Origin of the sequence: Silvibacterium sp. (assembly GCF_047605705.1) — a bacterium.
In the GTDB taxonomy this organism is placed as follows: domain Bacteria; phylum Acidobacteriota; class Terriglobia; order Terriglobales; family Acidobacteriaceae; genus Silvibacterium.
The window spans coordinates 39,087-56,214 of sequence record NZ_JASGFD010000017.1 but is presented as its reverse complement, the minus strand read 5'-3'; the positions used below and the strand labels follow the sequence as shown (position 1 = coordinate 56,214).

The 17,128-nt window shown below is 62.5% G+C and carries 13 protein-coding genes; 9 read left to right on the top strand and 4 right to left on the bottom strand.

Annotated elements, in window-relative coordinates; all coding sequences use genetic code 11:
* Window positions 1-2: 2 nt before the first annotated feature.
* Together QM649_RS08425 and QM649_RS08420 are read right to left on the bottom strand one after the other, a co-directional pair.
* Window positions 3-689 carry a TetR family transcriptional regulator gene (locus QM649_RS08425; RefSeq protein ID WP_415198584.1) on the bottom strand — a complete coding sequence of 229 codons (687 nt, stop codon included), beginning with the start codon at window positions 687-689 and terminating at the stop codon, window positions 3-5.
* Between the two features lie 5 nt (window positions 690-694).
* A complete protein-coding gene (locus QM649_RS08420) occupies window positions 695-1,051 on the bottom strand; it encodes a hypothetical protein (protein ID WP_415198583.1) in 357 nt (118 codons plus the stop codon).
* Between the two features lie 249 nt (window positions 1,052-1,300).
* On the opposite strand from QM649_RS08420, the gene QM649_RS08415 reads away from it, so the two are divergent.
* Window positions 1,301-2,395 carry a PIN/TRAM domain-containing protein gene (locus QM649_RS08415; protein WP_415198582.1) on the top strand — a complete coding sequence of 365 codons (1,095 nt, stop codon included), beginning with the start codon at window positions 1,301-1,303 and terminating at the stop codon, window positions 2,393-2,395.
* Between the two features lie 87 nt (window positions 2,396-2,482).
* On the opposite strand, the gene QM649_RS08410 is transcribed toward QM649_RS08415, so the two are convergent.
* Window positions 2,483-4,966 (bottom strand): ABC transporter permease, encoded by a 2,484-nt coding sequence (locus tag QM649_RS08410; RefSeq protein WP_415198581.1) that lies wholly within the window; start codon window positions 4,964-4,966, stop codon window positions 2,483-2,485.
* Between the two features lie 277 nt (window positions 4,967-5,243).
* Between QM649_RS08410 and QM649_RS08405 the strand changes: the two genes are divergently transcribed.
* The 3 genes from QM649_RS08405 to QM649_RS08395 all read left to right on the top strand — a co-directional run bounded on the left by QM649_RS08405 (window position 5,244) and on the right by QM649_RS08395 (window position 9,209).
* Window positions 5,244-6,152, top strand: a complete 909-nt coding sequence (locus QM649_RS08405; protein ID WP_415198580.1) for an acyl-CoA desaturase — start codon at window positions 5,244-5,246, stop codon at window positions 6,150-6,152.
* Window positions 6,153-6,352: 200 nt separating this feature from the next.
* Entirely contained in the window at window positions 6,353-7,873 is a 1,521-nt protein-coding gene (locus QM649_RS08400) for a GH39 family glycosyl hydrolase (protein ID WP_415198579.1), read from the top strand.
* 148 nt (window positions 7,874-8,021) lie between these two features.
* A complete protein-coding gene (locus QM649_RS08395) occupies window positions 8,022-9,209 on the top strand; it encodes an NAD(P)/FAD-dependent oxidoreductase (RefSeq protein WP_415198578.1) in 1,188 nt (395 codons plus the stop codon).
* A 222-nt stretch (window positions 9,210-9,431) separates the two neighbouring features.
* Here QM649_RS08395 and QM649_RS08390 read toward each other — a convergent pair whose 3' ends face one another.
* Entirely contained in the window at window positions 9,432-10,145 is a 714-nt protein-coding gene (locus tag QM649_RS08390) for a M24 family metallopeptidase (protein ID WP_415198577.1), read from the bottom strand.
* 54 nt (window positions 10,146-10,199) lie between these two features.
* Between QM649_RS08390 and QM649_RS08385 the strand changes: the two genes are divergently transcribed.
* The 5 genes from QM649_RS08385 (at window position 10,200) to bamD (ending at window position 16,930) form a co-directional block, all read left to right on the top strand.
* Window positions 10,200-11,300 (top strand): thioredoxin family protein, encoded by a 1,101-nt coding sequence (locus tag QM649_RS08385; protein ID WP_415198576.1) that lies wholly within the window; start codon window positions 10,200-10,202, stop codon window positions 11,298-11,300.
* Between the two features lie 404 nt (window positions 11,301-11,704).
* Window positions 11,705-13,081 carry a TldD/PmbA family protein gene (locus QM649_RS08380; protein ID WP_415198575.1) on the top strand — a complete coding sequence of 459 codons (1,377 nt, stop codon included), beginning with the start codon at window positions 11,705-11,707 and terminating at the stop codon, window positions 13,079-13,081.
* Window positions 13,082-13,266: 185 nt separating this feature from the next.
* Window positions 13,267-14,352, top strand: coding sequence for a UvrB/UvrC motif-containing protein (locus QM649_RS08375; RefSeq protein WP_415198574.1), 1,086 nt, complete (start codon window positions 13,267-13,269; stop codon window positions 14,350-14,352).
* Window positions 14,353-14,503: 151 nt separating this feature from the next.
* A complete protein-coding gene (gene rpe, locus QM649_RS08370) occupies window positions 14,504-15,181 on the top strand; it encodes a ribulose-phosphate 3-epimerase (protein ID WP_415198573.1) in 678 nt (225 codons plus the stop codon).
* A gap of 93 nt (window positions 15,182-15,274) precedes the next feature.
* Complete coding sequence (bamD, locus tag QM649_RS08365) at window positions 15,275-16,930, top strand: outer membrane protein assembly factor BamD (protein WP_415198572.1); 1,656 nt, start codon at window positions 15,275-15,277, stop codon at window positions 16,928-16,930.
* The last annotated feature ends 198 nt before the right edge of the window (window positions 16,931-17,128 follow it).

Here is a 17,128-nt window from a genome sequence, read left to right as displayed (position 1 = left end):
TCTTACTTCTCTTCAAAGACGGCATGCAGCACATCGCCGGCGATCTTGTGCATCGGCTTGAGCAGCGGCAGCCCGGCGATCTTCAGCGTGAGCAGCAGCATACGCAGGGTCCCGTCGAAGAGCGCCCTGGTGCGGCGTTGTGCCGGCGAACGATCGTAGACCCAGAAGAGAATCAGGCCCATCTGGTACATCCACAGCAGGCGCGGCAAGTAGGGCAGGATGTTTGCTGGCAGCTTCACCTTCGAATCGGTGACAGCGCGCTCGAAAAAGGCGATGTCGGCATTGCGGATGTCAGCCGTCTCGCTGCTGAAGGGCGAGAGCGAGTGCGACGGATCGGTGTGTCCGGAGAGCGCGCCGAGCAGCTTGCGGTTCGGCCCGAAACAGGTGAACTTCTCCTCGATGAGGCCACGCAGCCGCGCCTCGAGTGTGCGACCTTCGGTGAGCACAGCTTCCAGCACGGGCCGCATCTCGGCCTGTGCCTGCTCATAGAAGGCCATGACGATGGCTTCCTTCGAGGGAAAGTAGTAATAGGCGCCGCCGAGCGCCACTCCCGCCTCGGCAGAGACCTCGCGCATGGTGGCCGCCTCAAAGCCGCGCTCGCGAAAGACGCGGAGCGCGGCCTCGAGGATGCGGGCACGGGTTTCGGCAGACTTCTTTGTTCCGGCTGCGGAATTGCTCCTGGGACTCATGGCATTCACGCAAGACTCGGCGCGGCGGTACGGCTACGCAGTCGAGTAAGGACGAGGATGTTGAAGGCATGCATCACGCCCAGAATGATGAGCACAAGGCCCAGCTTTGTACTCTCGAGCTCGATGATCTCGCGCACTGTAGCGAGGGGGTTCGTCGTCTTGAGTGCGAGAGCGATGTAGCCAACATTAATGAGATAGAAGCCGACAACGAGCAGGTGATTTACCGAGTCTGCGAGCGGCTCGTTGCCATGAAAAGCATCGAGCAGGAAGATGCGGCCACTGCGGAAAAGCGTGCGGGCAACCCACATCGTGAGCACGATGCTGATAGTCAGATAGCTGAGGTAGCAGAGAGCGACAGCCATGGCGGTCTCCTTGGGCATTTTTTGAACACGTTCAAACAGAGAGTACCTCAACTTTGGGCTATGTCAAGAAATATTTGAACGCGTTCAGATTTATCCCTGACAAGCAACTTTTCGCACCAGGTGATCGAAAGGGAGTGCCGGAGATTCCGTCGGAACCCGAAGACCGATAGTTTTTGCCCCTTCTGGAAGCGCATGCGTATACTGCCGAACTGCATTGGCTTGGTTGTGCGGGGGAGGTTCGGGCTCGGTATGGACCTGATTCTGATTCGGCTTTGTTTTCTTCTGGTGCTGGGCGGCACGTGCTTTTTTCTCCGGCCTTTTGGATGGAATCCGTGGCTTTCTGCCCTCGCGGGCTTCGCTGCGGCGGGACTGGTCGTAGTCTTTGAGCAGCGCGTGCGGGCACTGAGCCTGCGGCGGCTCATCGGCGCGGTCACGGGCAGCATCCTCGGCATCTTCGGCGCCTTCCTCATTTCGCTGGTGCTGCGCGAGAGCCTGCCTGCGGGCAACACGCTGTCCGTGGTGTCGATCTTCGTTTTGTTGCTGATGGCCTACGTCGGCCTGCTGGTGGGCACGAGCAAAGGCGACATGCTGAACCTCGCGGCCCTGGGCGATCTCTTCGGCCCGGAGCGCTCCCCGGCAAAGCGCAACCTCAAGATCCTCGACACCAGCGCCATCATCGACGGCCGCATTGCGGATATGGCGGAGACGGGCTTTCTCGAGGGGCTGCTGGCCGTGCCGCAATTCGTACTGCGTGAGTTACAAATGGTGGCCGATTCGCAGGACCCTTCGAAGCGGCAGCGCGGCCGCCGGGGTCTCGATGTGCTGCATCGCATGCAGGGCAATTCCCTGCTGACCATCCAGATCCTCGAGAATGACTACCCGAAGCTGCGCGAGGTCGACCTTAAGCTTATCGAACTGGCGAAGGAGCTGGACGGCAAAATCGTGACCAACGATTTCAACCTGAATAAGGTCGCGGGGCTGCACAATGTCGCGGTGTTGAACATCAACGACCTCGCCAATGCGCTGAAGCCGGTCGTGCTGCCTGGCGAGAAGATGCGGGTCGTGATCCTGAAGGAAGGCAAGGAATATGACCAGGGCGTTGGCTACCTCGATGATGGCACCATGGTCGTCGTCGATCATGCCCGGAAGCTGATCGGAAAAGCAGTCGACATCTCCGTGACATCGGTGCTTCAGACCGCCTCGGGCAAGATGATCTTCGGCAAGATGGACGAGCCCCCGTGCGGCCGGAGACGAAAACGGAGACGCGGGTCGAGATCACGACACCGGGGGTGGTTTCGAGCTGAGCCAGATACGTGGGACGCGCTTTGCGCGTCGAGCAGATAGGCATAAGAACGGCTAGCAGGAGCAGTTCCCGCTAGCCGCCTTTGCGACTAACTGCTGACGGCATTCTTGCTCCAGACAGCCGACTTGCTACTCGCCTCTGAGCGCCTGAATCGGATCGACGGTCGCAGCGCGACGCGCCGGAATCGCCGAGGCAGCCAGCGCCAGTGCGAAGACCCCGACGGCAGCCAACGCCAGCACCGCGGGATCAAACGGACTCACGCCGAAGAGCATCGTGCGGAGCAGCGTGGATGCGCCTGCGGCTCCGGCGAGCCCGATCACGCAGCCGATAACAGCCAGCTGCGCGCCCGAGCGCAGGATCAACGCAACGATGCCGCCGCGGCGCGAGCCGAGCGCCATGCGGATAGCGATCTCCTGCGTGCGCGAGGCCACCGAGAAGGCAATGACGCCGTAGATGCCGAGGACCGCGAGCACGACGGCAGCGAAGGCGAAGCTCGAAATGAGGATGGTATTGAAGCGGCGCGGCGCTTCGCTGTCCGAGACGGCTTCTGTCAGTGTTTGTAACTGTGAGAGTGACAGAAGCGGATCGATGCCACGCACCGTCGAGCGGATGGCGTTCTCCATCTGCTCCGGCGGCAGCACGGAGCGGACGACGAGATAGCCGCCGTCGTTCATGATCTCCGTGGGGGCGACGAGCGAGCCGGCATCCGCGAGCTCCTGCGAGGCGGGATAGTAGGCCTGCAGGGTTGCTTCCGCGTCTGGCGACTGCTGCCGAACGTCCTCCGCCTCGCCCACGACGGTCTGCCAGGGGGTCTGCATCTCCTGCGTGCCGATGCGATAGTGCTTGCCGATGGGGTCCTGGCCGGGCCAGAACTTTTCGGCCAGCTTGCGATTCACGATGACCACCAGCTGGGAGTTTGCACGGTCGGCGTCAGTGAAAACACGGCCGCGGATCAGTGAAATGCCCATGGCACGGAAGAAGTCTCCGTTGACTCCGGAGGGCGTGGACAGATTGAGGTGCACTCCCGGCTGTGGCGCACCGCCTTCGACCACAAAGGCCTGGTTCGAGTCACTGCCGGACTCGGGCATCAGCGTGGTGAATCCGACAGAGGTGACGCCCGGCAGCGCGCGCAGGCGATCGAGAAGCGACTTATTGAAGCTGTCCACCGCCGCCTGCGTGCTGTAGTACTGGCGGGGAAGCGAGTATGCAGCCGAGGTGACGTGGTCCGGGGTAAAGCCCAGATCCACGCTGCGCATCTTTTCGAAGCTGCGCAGCAGAAGACCCGAAGCAGTCAGCAGAACGAGAGCGATGGCGATCTCGGCAACGACCAGCGCGGAGCGCAGCCGGGCGTGGCCGCCACCGGCAGAACCGGAGCGCCCGCCATCCTTGAGGGTGCTGTTCACCTTGATGCGCAGCGAAGCGAAGGCAGGAGCCAGCCCGCAGAGCAGGCCGGTGAGCACGGCCAGTCCAAGCGCGAAGGCAGCGACCGGCCAGTCCAAGGCGATTTCATTGATGCGCGGAAGGGTTTCTGGCAGAAGGCTCTTGCCCGCATGCAGGCCGACACCGGCGAGGCTGATGCCAAGGACGCCTCCCGCAACGCTAAGAACAAGACTTTCGAGCAGTGCCTGGCGGACCAGCGCTGCGGCGGGGGCTCCGATGGCGAGGCGCACGGCGAGCTCGCGCTGACGGCGGATGGCGCGGACCAGCAGCAGTCCAGCGAGGTTGAAGCAGGCGATGAGCAGCACTACGGCGACAGCAAGAAACAGGGTGCGGACCAGAGGCTTCGCATCGGCTACCGTGGCGGCTCCGAGCGGATCAACCGCTGCGGTGATATGCAGGCTCGCCATGTACGCCGGATAGTTGCGCATGATCTCTTTCGCAACCCGTTCGGAGTCCGACTGCGCCTGCGCGATCGTTACGCCGGGCTTGAGACGGCCCACCATTCTCGAGCCCCAGCTCGATGCTTCTTCCGTCAGCTCGGTCGGAGTCAGACTTAACGGGACCCACAGCTCGGTGCGATTCAGGTGGCCCGGCTCAAGCGGGAATTCGAAGTCCCGCGGCATGACGCCGATGACGATATACGGCTTGCGGTCGAGCAGGAGATGGGTGCCGAGAATATGAGGATCGCTATGGAAGCGATTGACCCAGGTGGCGTAGCTGAGCACGGCGACCTGCTGGTGCTGCTCATCCTCCTGGACGGTGAAGACACGGCCGAGCAGCGGCTGCACCTCGAGCGCAGGGAAGACCCCACCTCCGAGGCGGGCTGCATTGACCTGGGCCGGCTCGCCGTTCCCCGAGAGCTCATAGGCGGTGTTCTTGTAACCGCCCAGACTCTGAAAGCTGTGCGTATCGCGTCCATAGGCGACGATGTCGGGCGCAGTTACGGAGCTGGAGCGGTCGGAATTCAGGCCATCGAGATGATCGCCCACGGCAACCAGCCGATCCGGCTGAGGAAATGGCAGCGGGCGAAGCAGGACTCCATTCACGATGGAAAAAATAGCCGTGGTGGCACCGATGCCGAAGGCCAGCATGAGCACCGCGAGCAAGGTAAAACCGGCAGACTTACGCAGCTGGCGCAGGACGAGCTTGAGATCGAGGAAGAGCGAGCCCATGAAATATCTCCTTCGGCGGGAACAATAGCCGAATGCACGCCGGCTGCCATTCTTTACGTTGCCCGAAGCCGCGTGGTTCCATGCGCAGAACACCTCGGGAACGCTCGCAGGGCCTGGATATGTCCGGAAATGGAGGCTGAGTGTCCGCATGTGAACAGTGTCCGAAAAGTGCCTGAAATGAAGGCAGAAGAGAAGATCCGGCGAACTATTACTCAACTCTTACAGTAGTTTTGCCACCGGATTCGGTAGTTTCAAGAATGGAGAAGTCACGCTGGATATGGCCACAACGCTGGTAGAAAATACGCTTGCAACCGGAACGCTCAACCCCGAGGCCGACTCACAGGTCCTGATGCAACGCCGCAGTCCGAGGATGAACCTGCTCTTCGGCTTCTGGATGGTGTTCTTCCACGTCGGAGCGCTGGCGGCGCTGTTCTTTTTCAGCTGGAAGGCTGTGCTGGTCACGGCGATCCTGTGGGTCTTCTCGCAGAACATCGGCATCGCGGTCACGTATCACCGGCTGCTGACGCACCGCGGCTTCGTGGTGCCGCGCTGGCTGGAATATGCGATGACCTTCTGCTCGACGCTGGCCTTCGAGGGCGGTCCAATCTACTGGGTGGCCGTGCACCGGCTGCATCACCAGCTCACCGACAAGCCGGGCGATCCGCACTCGCCGCGTGACGGCATTTTCTGGTCGCACATGGGCTGGATCCTCTATGGCACGCTCCGCAACAAGGACATGGCGCTGCTCAACCGCTACGCGCCGGATCTCGCCAAGGACCGCTTCTACGTCTGGCTGAGCCGCTGGCACTTTCTTCCCGGCATCGCACTCGGCGCCGCTCTGTTTTACTTCGGCGGCTGGTCGTGGTTTCTGTGGGGATTCTTCGTCCGCATTGTCGTGAGCCTGCACGTGACCTGGCTGGTGAACTCGGCAACGCACCTCTGGGGCTCGCGCCGCTTCGAGACGAAGGACGATTCGCGCAACCTGTGGTGGGTAGCGATTCTCTCGGGCGGCGAAGGCTGGCACAACAACCACCACGCGCACCCGGTTTCCACCAGCCACGGCATGGCCTGGTATGAGATCGACGTGAACTACTGGCTCATCCGCGCCCTGGGCGCGGTCGGCCTGGCTAAGCGCATCAAGGTGCAGACGGCCAAGCCGGGACCGGCGCGGGTGATTCACGGGTAGAAGGCGAGCGGCGCTTACGCGCCTGTCAGCAGCCAGTCACAAGTACGGTCAGTCAAGAAACGGCCAGTAGAAACCTCGAATCAGCGAGGCTTTCTTCTGGCCGTTTCTGCGCATGGCTGCTAACTGCTCCACTCGGGCGCAACGCGCCCGCTCTACGATACATCTCACGAGCAGCACTCGCTGCCCTGGAGAAAGACTGCATGCTTCGACGTACTGCCCTCGCCCTGTCTCTCGCTCTCACCGCATCCGCCGCGCTCGTTACGCCCGGTGCTTTTGCGCAGGAGACGGTCACCATCGATGCCGGGGGCAAGACCACGCCGCTGCCACACTTCTGGGACGAGATGTTCGGCTCGGGCCGCGCCAACCTCACGCTGCGGGCGCAGTATCGCGATGACCTGCGCAAGGTCGCCTCGGTCACGGACTTCCAGTACGTCCGCTTCCATGCCATTTTTCAGGACGAGAACGGCGTCTACGACGAGGATGCGCAGGGCAATCCAGTCTACAACTGGTCGTACGTCGACCAGATCTATGACGGACTGCTCGAGAACGGGATAAAGCCGTATGTCGAGATCAGCTTCATGCCGAAGAAGCTGGCCTCGCGCCTCGACTATCACGCCTTCTGGTACAAGCAGATCGTCGCACCGCCGAAGGACTATGCCAAGTGGGACGCGCTGGTGACGGCCTTTGCGAAGCACCTCGTCGATCGCTACGGCATCGAGGAAGTCTCGTCGTGGTATTTCGAAGTCTGGAACGAACCGAATATTGACTTCTGGACCGGACGGCCCGCGCAGCAAACGTACTTCGAACTCTATGACCACACGGCGAAGGCGCTGAAGGCAGTGAATCCGAAGATCCGCGTGGGTGGCCCGGCAACAGCGCAGGCCGCGTGGGTAGGCGACATGATCGACCACGCGACGAAGAACAACGTGCCGCTGGACTTCGTCTCGACGCACGTGTACGGCAATGATGTCTCGAAGGATGTCTTCGGCGATGACCGGCCGGTCGCACCGCACCAGATGGTGTGCGCTGCCGTGGACAAGGTGCATGACCAGATTGAGCACTCGGCCAAGCCGAAGCTGCCGCTGATCTGGAGCGAGTTCAACGCGACGTACATGAACCAGCCGGAGATCACCGACTCGATCTACATGGGGCCATGGCTCGCGGACACCATCCGGCAGTGCGACGGCAAGGTGCAGATGATGTCCTACTGGACCTTCTCCGATGTCTTCGAGGAGCAGGGCGTGGTGAAGAAGCCGTTCTACGGCGGCTACGGACTGCTGGCAGAGGACGGCATCCCCAAGCCTGCCTTCAATGCCTTCAAGCTGCTGCACAAGCTGGGCAATCAGCGCATCGCCGAACCACAGGACGATGTACTGGTGACGCGGCGCGGCGACGACACCATTGTGATCGCGGCGTGGAATCTCGTCGAGCCGGGCCAGTCCGTTCCAGACAAGACCTTCACCTTCTCGCTGAGCGACGTGCCCTGGAAGAAGGTGAAGAAGTACACGCCGACGGTGACCATCTCGCATCTCGACGCACAACATGGCGACACGCTGGCTGCATGGAAGGCCATGGGCAGCCCGGATAATCCAACGCCCGCGCAGATAGCGCAGCTGAAGCAGGACGGCGATATCGGCAAGCCGGAGACGCATCCCCTTGCAGACGGCCAGGTGACGGTGACCGTGCCGCAGCAGGGGCTGGCGGTGATTGAGATTCGGTGAGGGCAGCCGTCAGCGCGCATGACGGCGCGAAGGCTTGAGTGGGGACATGGGTGCTTGCAGCCGAAACACACTGACCGCTTCTATGCCTGACCGCTAGACGCGCAACGCGCGTCCCACTTGCTGCCGGAAGACGCGATACCCTTAACTCTTGAACCCGAACGAAAATCAGAATGTCGATGTGATCGTGCTGGGGGCGGGCGCGGCCGGCCTCATGTGCGCGATCGAAGCGGGCAAACGCGGACGGCGCGTGGTGGTGCTCGACCATGCCGAGCGTGCCGGCAAAAAGATCCTCATCTCCGGCGGCGGACGTTGCAACTTCACCAACATCTATGCGCGCGCGGAGAACTATATCTCCGCGAACCCGCACTTTGCCAAGTCCGCGCTGGCTCGCTACACGCCGCAGGATTTCCTTGCGCTGATAAATAAACACGGCATTGCATGGCATGAGAAGAAGCTGGGACAGCTCTTCTGCGATCGCTCCGCGACCGAGATCGTGAACCTGCTGCTCACCGAATGCGCTGCGGTGAACGTGCGCGTGGTCTGCGGCACGAGTACCGATCGCGTCGAGCGCAATGGCGAGGGCTTCACGCTTGCGACCAGCCGGGGCGCATGGCAGGCTTCGTCGCTGGTGATCGCGACGGGAGGCCTCTCGATCCCGAAGATGGGTGCGACTGCCTTCGGTTATGAGATTGCGCGGCAATTCGGATTGAAGATCGTCGAGACGCGGCCTGCGCTGGTGCCGCTGGTCTTTTCGCCGCGCGACCTGGAACGGTGGGGCGCGCTAGCCGGCGTTTCCGCGGATGTCCTCGCCTCGGCCGAGGCAAAAAAGACGCCGGTGTTTCGCGAGATGCTGCTCTTCACGCATCGTGGTCTGAGCGGTCCAGCGGTGCTGCAGGCCTCGTCCTACTGGAAGCCGGGAGAGGCGGTGCGCTTCGATCTCGCGCCGGGCGCACGCGTGACGGAAAGCCTGATCGCAGGCACGAAACGCGATGCGGCCACGCTAAAGGCTGCGCTTAACGGATCGCTTTCCTCGCGGCTCACAGCTGCATATCTGGAGGCATTACCGCCAGCGGGCTGGAGCAATGTTGCGCTCGAGGAGTGGGAGCGTGGGCTGCACGCGTGGCGCGTGGTTCCTGACGGCAGCGAAGGCTATGCCAAGGCCGAGGTCACGGCAGGCGGCGTGGACACCTCCGAACTCTCGGCCTCGACGATGGAGGCGAAGCGCGTGCCAGGGCTCTACTTCATCGGCGAGGTGGTCGATGTCACCGGCCAGCTCGGCGGGTTCAATTTCCAGTGGGCCTGGGCTTCGGGCGCGGCGGCAGGCAGCAGGGCGTAAGAGCATGAGTTCATCCCGACCATAGCGAGACAGCTTCCTCGTCTCGCGAAGCGAGCTGCGGGGAATCGGCCCGCGGAGATTGTGCCTTCCCACCCAAGCGGAGCTTGGATGGGGCACCCTTTTTCGTGCGAATGCAAGCGAACCGCAGGTCCCTCCACTGCGCTTCGCTTCGGTCGGGATGACAAACTCTTTGTGATGGCGAGCCGAAGGATGTGATCCTCCTCAACCTATCGTCAGCAGTTCCTCAAAGAAACCGCCGATCTTCCGTGCCTTATCTACAAAGTGGATTTCGAGAATCCAGTGGCGGGGGCGGCCTTCTTCGTCGAGCGCGTTCATTACCGTATCGCTTTCGGGATGAATGTAGAGGGAGATCTTGTCGCCCTGGATGCGCTCGTGCGGGAACTGGCCGATGAGATGCCCGGCGATGGGACCGCCAAACTCCCAGCCGTACTTCTCCGCCAGCGATACGGCGTAGGCGAAGAGTTCGTCCGCGCGTATCTCCGGATGCTCCTGAAAGTAATGCTTGCCGTCGGCGAAGGCCTTGCCAACATCGTCGCGCAGCTTCAGCTTGAGCGGGTCCGATCCGATGACATAGGTGCGCCCGAAGTCGGCCTCGTATTGTTCGAAGACCGGGCCGAGGTCGAGGAAGAGAATGTCGTCCTCGTTGAGCGTGTGGTCCGGCGGGTTCTCCGCATAGGGAGCGAGCGTATTTTCCCCGGCGCGCACAATGCGCTTGTGCCAGTAGGTCGATATGCCGTACATCTGCTTCGCCAGGTCGTAGACTTCCTGGTTGAGACGGCTCTCGGTGATGCCGGCGCGGATGAGGCCGCGGGCTTCCACCTCATGAAAAAGGCGCACCGCCTTGTCCTGCGCGTTACGAAGCTCTGTAACCTTTTGCTCTTCGGAATGATCTACTGTCTGTGGCTGGTCTGCCATGCGGACTGTACCTCGTGTCTTCCAGTGTTGCCCAACGGAGGGGCTGAAAGCCAGATGTCGATCGCATTCCATTCGAGAACCCGGAAATATTTCACCCTGAAGTATCTGGCTGGAGCGGCCCTTGCGCTGGCGCTGGCCTGCGTGGCTATCCGCCCGCCCCACTCCTTCGCGCAGGATGGGCCGAACATCATCGGCACCCAGCCGCTTCCCGGCCTCTCCGGCGCCACCGGCTGGCTGAACTCGAAGCCGCTGACAGCAAAGGATCTTAAGGGCAAGGTCGTCCTCATCGACTTCTGGGACTACTCCTGCATCAACTGCATCCGCGCCGTGCCTTACGTGCGCGCGTGGGCGGATAAGTATAAGGACAGCGGCCTCGTCGTGATCGGCGTCCATACGCCGGAGTTCGACGTGGAGAAGCTGACGCCGAACGTGGAGCGCGCGGTCAAGAAGTTCGATATCACCTATCCGGTCGCGATCGACAGCGATATGCGCATCTGGAACGCCTTCAGCAACCAGTACTGGCCGGCGCACTACCTCATCGACGCCAAGGGCCACGTGCGCTACCAGCACTTTGGCGAGGGCGAGTATGACGAGACGGAGAAGCAGATTCAGGAGCTGCTGAAAGAAGCGCACGCGACATCGATGCCCACCGGCATAGCCAGCGTGCATGGCGAGGGCGCGCAGGCCGCGGCCGATACGCGCGATGTCCGCTCGCCGGAGACCTATCTTGGCTACGAGCGCGCGGAGAACTTCGTCTCACCGGGCGGCCTCAAGCACAACGTCGATCGCCTCTACGCGGAACCGAAGTCGCTGGATCGCAATGACTGGGGCCTGATTGGCCAGTGGGCCGACCAGGGCCAGGCCGCGGTGCTTCGTACCGCGAGCGGAAAGATCGTCTATCGCTTCCATGCGCGCGACCTGCACATGGTGCTGGCTCCGGGCGCGGACGGCAAGCCGGTCCACTTCAAGGTCACCATCGACGGACAGGCCCCCGGAGAGAATCATGGCACGGATACGGACGCACAGGGCAACGGCGTCGTGACCGAGGACCGGCTCTACCAGCTGATCCGGCAGAAGGGCTCGATTGCGGATCATACCTTCACCATCGAGTTCGAAGAGCCGGGCGTGCAGGCGTTCACGTTTACGTTCGGTTGAGGGTGGTGGGTTGGCTCGATTGAGTTCGTGTGTTCCCCACGCAAGCCAACCGCAGGCTTGTATGGGCCACCGTCAGCATCCTGGGAACCCACATCTCGGAAATAACGAGATGTGGGGCACCCGGATTCCTCTCTATAAACGCACACTGTCATTTCGACCGGAGCAGGACGTTTTCTGTCCTGCGGAGTGGAGAAACCTGCGGTTCTGCGGGATCTGGTCTCTCCACTTTCGGCCAGGGATGGCAAGAACGCCGGGTGATGTTCGTGTGTTCCCCACGCAAGCCGACTTCAGGCTTGAGTGGGGAACCATCGGCATCCTGGGAACCCACATCTCGGAAACAGCGAGATGTGGGGCACCCGGCAGCTCACATCCTTCTCTTAACGCCGAGCGTTACTATAGACAGGATGCCGACTGCCGTATCCGCCAGCCTTGAACAGATTGCCGCCGAGATTGTCCGCCAAGCCCAGAAGGCCGGCGCCTCCGATGCCGAAGTGACCGTGCGGGAGGGCGATGAGTTCTCCGTCTCCGTGCGCATGGGCGAGGTGGAGACGCTCAAGGAGGCGGGCTCGCGCGGCGTGGGGCTGCGGGTGCTGGTGGCCTCCGACAATGGCTACCGCGTGGCCAGTACCTCGACAAGCGACTTCACGCCCGAGGGCATCGCTCACCTGGTGAACGGCGCGCTGGCTCTGGCGCGAGTCAGCTCGGAAGATCCCTTTGCAGGTCTCGCCGAAGCATCGGAGTTCGGATCGCTCGCGGGCGACCTCCAACTCTTCCACGAAGACGTCTACAAGCTGCCCACCGCAGAGCGCATTGAATATGCGCGGCGGACCGAAGCGGCGTCTCTTGCCTTCGACACGCGCATCACCAATTCCGCAGGCGGCAGCTTCGACGCAGGAACCGGGCGCAAGGCCTTTGCCAACTCACGCGGCTTTTCGGGCGAGTATCGCGCTTCGTCCTGCTCGATCTCATGCAGTCCGATTGCCACCGGCAGCGCGGGCGAGATGCAGCGTGACTACTGGTACTCCTACGCGCGCTCCCTGGGCGCTCTCGAAACTCCGGAGTCCGTAGGCGAGACAGCGGCACGGCGCACTTTGCGCAGGCTCGATGGCCGCAAGGTCAAGACGCAGCAGGTGCCGATCGTCTTTTCGCCGGAGGTTGCGCGAGGTCTGATCGGCGCGATCTTCGACGCAGCCAGCGGCGATTCCATTTATCGCGGAGCGTCGTTCTTTACCGGCATGCTCGGCCAGCAGGTTGCAGCGGAATCGATCACCGTGGTCGACGACGGCACCATCGCCGGCGGCTTCGGCACATCGCCCTTCGACGGTGACGGCCTGCCTTCGCGGCGCACGGTGCTAGTCGAAAACGGCGTGCTGAAGCATTACATGCTCAACACCTATACAGCGCGCAAGCTGGGGATGAAGAGCACTGGCTCAGCGGCGCGCGGACTGGCGGGCAATCCCGGCACCGGGCACGGCAATCTCTTTCTCAAGGCGGGATCGATCACGCCTGAGGCACTGCTCAAGGACATCCCGGCCGGACTCTACGTGACCGAGTTGATCGGCCAGGGGGTAAACATGGTCACCGGCGATTACTCCCGCGGCGCATCGGGTCTCTGGATCGAGAACGGCGAGCTGACCTTCCCGGTGCAGGAGATCACTATCGCCGGAAACCTTAAGGAGATGTTCCGCAATATCACGGCCATCGGCAACGATCTTGTCTTCCGCGGCTCGGTCGCCTCGCCCACGCTGCGCATCGACGGCATGACCATCGCCGGAGAGTAGCGATGCTGGCGCAACAGCTGGATTTCGACGCGCGCGACCCGCAGTGGCACCGGCTTCCCGAGGCTGCAGGGGTTTTCGCTCTCTTTGGAGCGGACGACAAAGCCGAACCGTACCTGAGCCGGACGCCCAATCTCAAGAGAAGACTCCGCAGGCTGCTCGACCCGAAACCGGAGCAGTCGAAGCGGTTGCGGCTGGCCGAGAGCGTGCGGCGCATCGAATACTGCATTACCGGCTCCGACTTTGAATCGTGGCTCGCGCTCTATCGCGCTTCGCTTGAAGCCTTCGGGGATCGCGCGCGCAAGCGGCTCAAGCTGCGGCCTCCGGTCTTTCTGCGCATGGCGATGGAAAACGCGTATCCGCGCGTTTACGTGACCAATCGCATCACAAAGGGCGCCGCCAACCACCTCTTTGGCCCGTTTCCCTCCCGCAACTCGGCCGAGGCAGCGCTCGAGGCGATGCTGAATCTTTTCCTGCTGCGGCGCTGCGTCGAGGAGCTGAATCCCGATCCGGCCTTCCCCGGCTGCGTCTATTCGGAGATGAAAAAGTGCCTTGCCCCCTGCTTCAAAGGCTGTACGGACGAGCGCTATTCCGAAGAATCCTTGGCGGTACGAGCCTTTCTCGCAACGCGTGGCGAGAGCCTGACCAAACAGCTGGAGGCCGAACGTGACGCGGCCTCTGCGGATCTGGATTTCGAACGGGCGGCGGAGGTCCATGCCAGGGTTTCCAAGGCAGAGGCCGCAGCATCGCTGATGCCGGCGGCGGTGCATCCGCTGGCGCAACTGCGGGCGCTGGTGATGCAGCCGGCGGCGGGCATCTCTCAAGATGGCGTGGACACCGAAGAGGTCCACCTGTTCCTGCTCGATCGCGGATGCCTGGCCGGCCCGGTGGCCTACTCGGTGGCCGGGATGCGGCACCAGAATGAGCAATCGGGTTCCTCCTCGCTCTTCGCCCATCCCATGGCCATGCAGGCGGTTCCGCTGGATGAGGGCGGCACAACGGCGGTGCGACTGGCCTCGCGCGACGTCTTAGAGGAGCGGCTGGAGACGGCACTTGCCGAACTTCGCGGGCAACTCGCCGAAAACCATGGCGGCGTGCAGCAGACTGCCGATCAGCTCTGCCTCTTCAGCCGGTGGTATTTCCGGCCGCAGGCGCGCCGGGTAGGCGAGGCCTGCTTCGCCGACGAAAACGGCGACCTGCCAAAGCGCAGCGTACTGCGGGCGATTTCACGGGTGTATCGGGCGGGCGTGAGCCCGAACGCTGATCCCGCCTAATATAGCCATCTCTGGAAACTTCTAAAAAGAAAAGACTTCCCAGGTCGCAACCAATCAACTCCTGCCAGGCAACTTTTCCCCGGAATCGGCCCGCAAATTCTCACCCGGCCGGGAGCCCAATTCTGCCCTCGGCTGCTAAACTTGTGTCATCTTGGTCGAGCTACTTCCATCGATTCTTTCCGCTGACTTCGCCCGTCTGGGTGAAGACGTCCAGGCCGCCGAGCGCGGAGGCGGCACCGTCATTCACGTGGACGTGATGGACGGACATTTTGTGCCGAACCTGTCGCTGGGCGTCCCCGTGGTCAAGAGCCTGCGCAAGGTGACCCGTCTGCCGCTGGACTGCCACATGATGGTCTCGAACCCGGACGAGTTCGTTCCCGCCTTTGCCGAGGCCGGCATCAACTGGATGAGCGTCCACTACGAGGCCTGCCCACATCTGCACCGTTCCCTGCAGCTGATCGAGCAGCACGGCATGAAGCCGGGCGTGGTGATCAACCCGGCAACCCCGGTCGAGGTGCTGATCCCGATCCTCGGCATGGTGCACCATGTGCTGGTGATGAGTGTGAACCCCGGATTTGGCGGACAAAGCTTTATCCCCTATTCGCTCAACAAGATACGCAGATTGAAAGAGCTTCGGCAGGAGCTCGGGCTGAGCTACCGGATCGAAGTCGATGGCGGCGTTGCTCACGACACCATTGCGGCAGTCGTCGAAGCAGGAGCGGAGCTGCTGGTTGCAGGGAGCGCTGTGTTCAACGGCGGCAAGGCGGAACAGAATGCCCGCGAACTGCTGGAGCTGGCGCAGCAGGCCGAAGAGCGGGTTCAGGTTTAAGCAGGGTCTTATACGCAAGACGAGGGGCGAAAGCGGAGCTAGCCGCGGGGCCGCCCGAAGTTTGTTTGTCCCGCGGGGATTTTTCGAGGTGTTATGAATCGCGTTGTCAACCAGATTGCCGTCGCAGGCCTTTGCCTCGTGCTGCTGCCCTCCGCAGCGCATGCGACGAAAAAGAAGAAGCAGACGGACCTCAGCGCCAATCCGCTGGCCGATGTGAAGTCGAAGCAGCCCGATAAGGAGCTGTTCGACAAGGCAATGCTGGCGCTCAAGAAGGGCAAGTTCGACGTAGCCCGCCTCGACCTCCAGACCCTGCTCAACACCTATCCGGAAACCGAGTACGCGATGCGCGCCAAGCTGGCCATCGGCGACACCTGGTACAAGGAAGGCGGTTCGGCCGCTCTGCAACAGGCCGAGAACGAGTACAAGGACTTCATCACCTTCTTCCCCAACACGCCGGAAGCGGCTGAGGCGCAGATGAAGGTGGGCGACATCTATTACCAGCAGATGGAGAAGCCGGATCGCGATCCGCAGAACGCGGAGCACGCCGAGCGCGAGTACCGCACCATGCTGCAGGATTTCCCCGACTCCCCGCTGGTGCCGCGCGCCAAGCAGCGTCTGCGCGAGGTGCAGGAAGTTCTGGCCCAGCGCCAGTTCGAGATCGGCAGCTTCTACTTCGGACACGAGAACTGGCCGGCGACCATCGCCCGCCTGCAGACGGTGGCCGACAACTATCCGCTCTTCAGCCACTCGGACCAGACGCTGATCATGCTGGGCGACGCCTATGCGACGCAGGCCCACATCGCCAGCCGCCTGAACATTCCTCCGGCGGCCAAGGCGAGGCTGGTAAAGATCTATAACGACCGCGCCGGTGCTGCCTGGCAGCGTGTTGTGCTGCGCTATCCCGAAGCTCCGCACGTGGAAGATGCCAAGGACCGCCTGATCGCGCTGGGCCGCCTGGTTCCGGATCCGACACAGCAGGAAGTGGCCGAGAGCGAAGCCGAAGAAGGCAGCCGCACGAATGTAAAGCTTCGTGACCGCGCGCTGCTGATGATCAAGCATGGCCCCTCGACCATCGAGGCCTCCCGCGTAGGCGAGCCGACGCTCACCGATGCAACGCAGACCCTGGCTCCCGATGTCCAGAAGCAGAATGTCGCTCTGTTCATGGCGGCCATCCATAACCAGCCGCTTCCCGGCGTGGATGCGCAGGGCCACGACACAACGGCCGCAGCTCTGGCCAACGGCACCTCACCCCAGGCAGCACAGCCTGCAGCCTCCGGCAGCTTAAAGCTTGAAACGGTACCGGAAGCCGGCGGCAGCGAAGGCAGCACGGTGACGGTGGAAGTCCCGAGCGGCCCGGCGACCGGCGCCACCACGGCTCCGCGCAGCGACGATGCCACTGGCACCGCCGCCGATGGCAAGGAAGCTCCCGCGAGCAATGCCGGCGGCAACGGCTATGACGCGAACGCCATCTCGCACCCGACGAGCGAAGCTTCGCCCGACGCGGTGGTGAACGGCCCGAAGGATACGCCTGCGGTTCCGGCAGTCAAGCCTGCCGAGAGCAAGCCTCTCCCGGCGGTCGATGCTCCGGCGGATGCGCCTACGCAGATCAACGAGATCAAGAACCCGACGCACGGCCAGGTCAACAACAATCCGAAGAAGAAGGCCAAGAACGCTCCGTACGACAGCAGTACGGAGTCCTCGAGCAAGCACAAGAAGAAGAAGGGCCTCGACAAGCTGAATCCCTTCTAAATTCCAGTTGCATGCTGAACACCCGAGGGGCCGCCAAGCGCGGCCCCTTTTCTTTGGAGCTGCCGCCGCATGAACAGGGCGCCCCACTCTCGCTTCCTGAGAATTGCGGATTGCCACGCGGAATCACTCCACGTGGCGGAGAAGACGAAAACGCCGGCTGCGGCGCGGCTCTGCCCGACACCGCCTCCCGAAATGCTT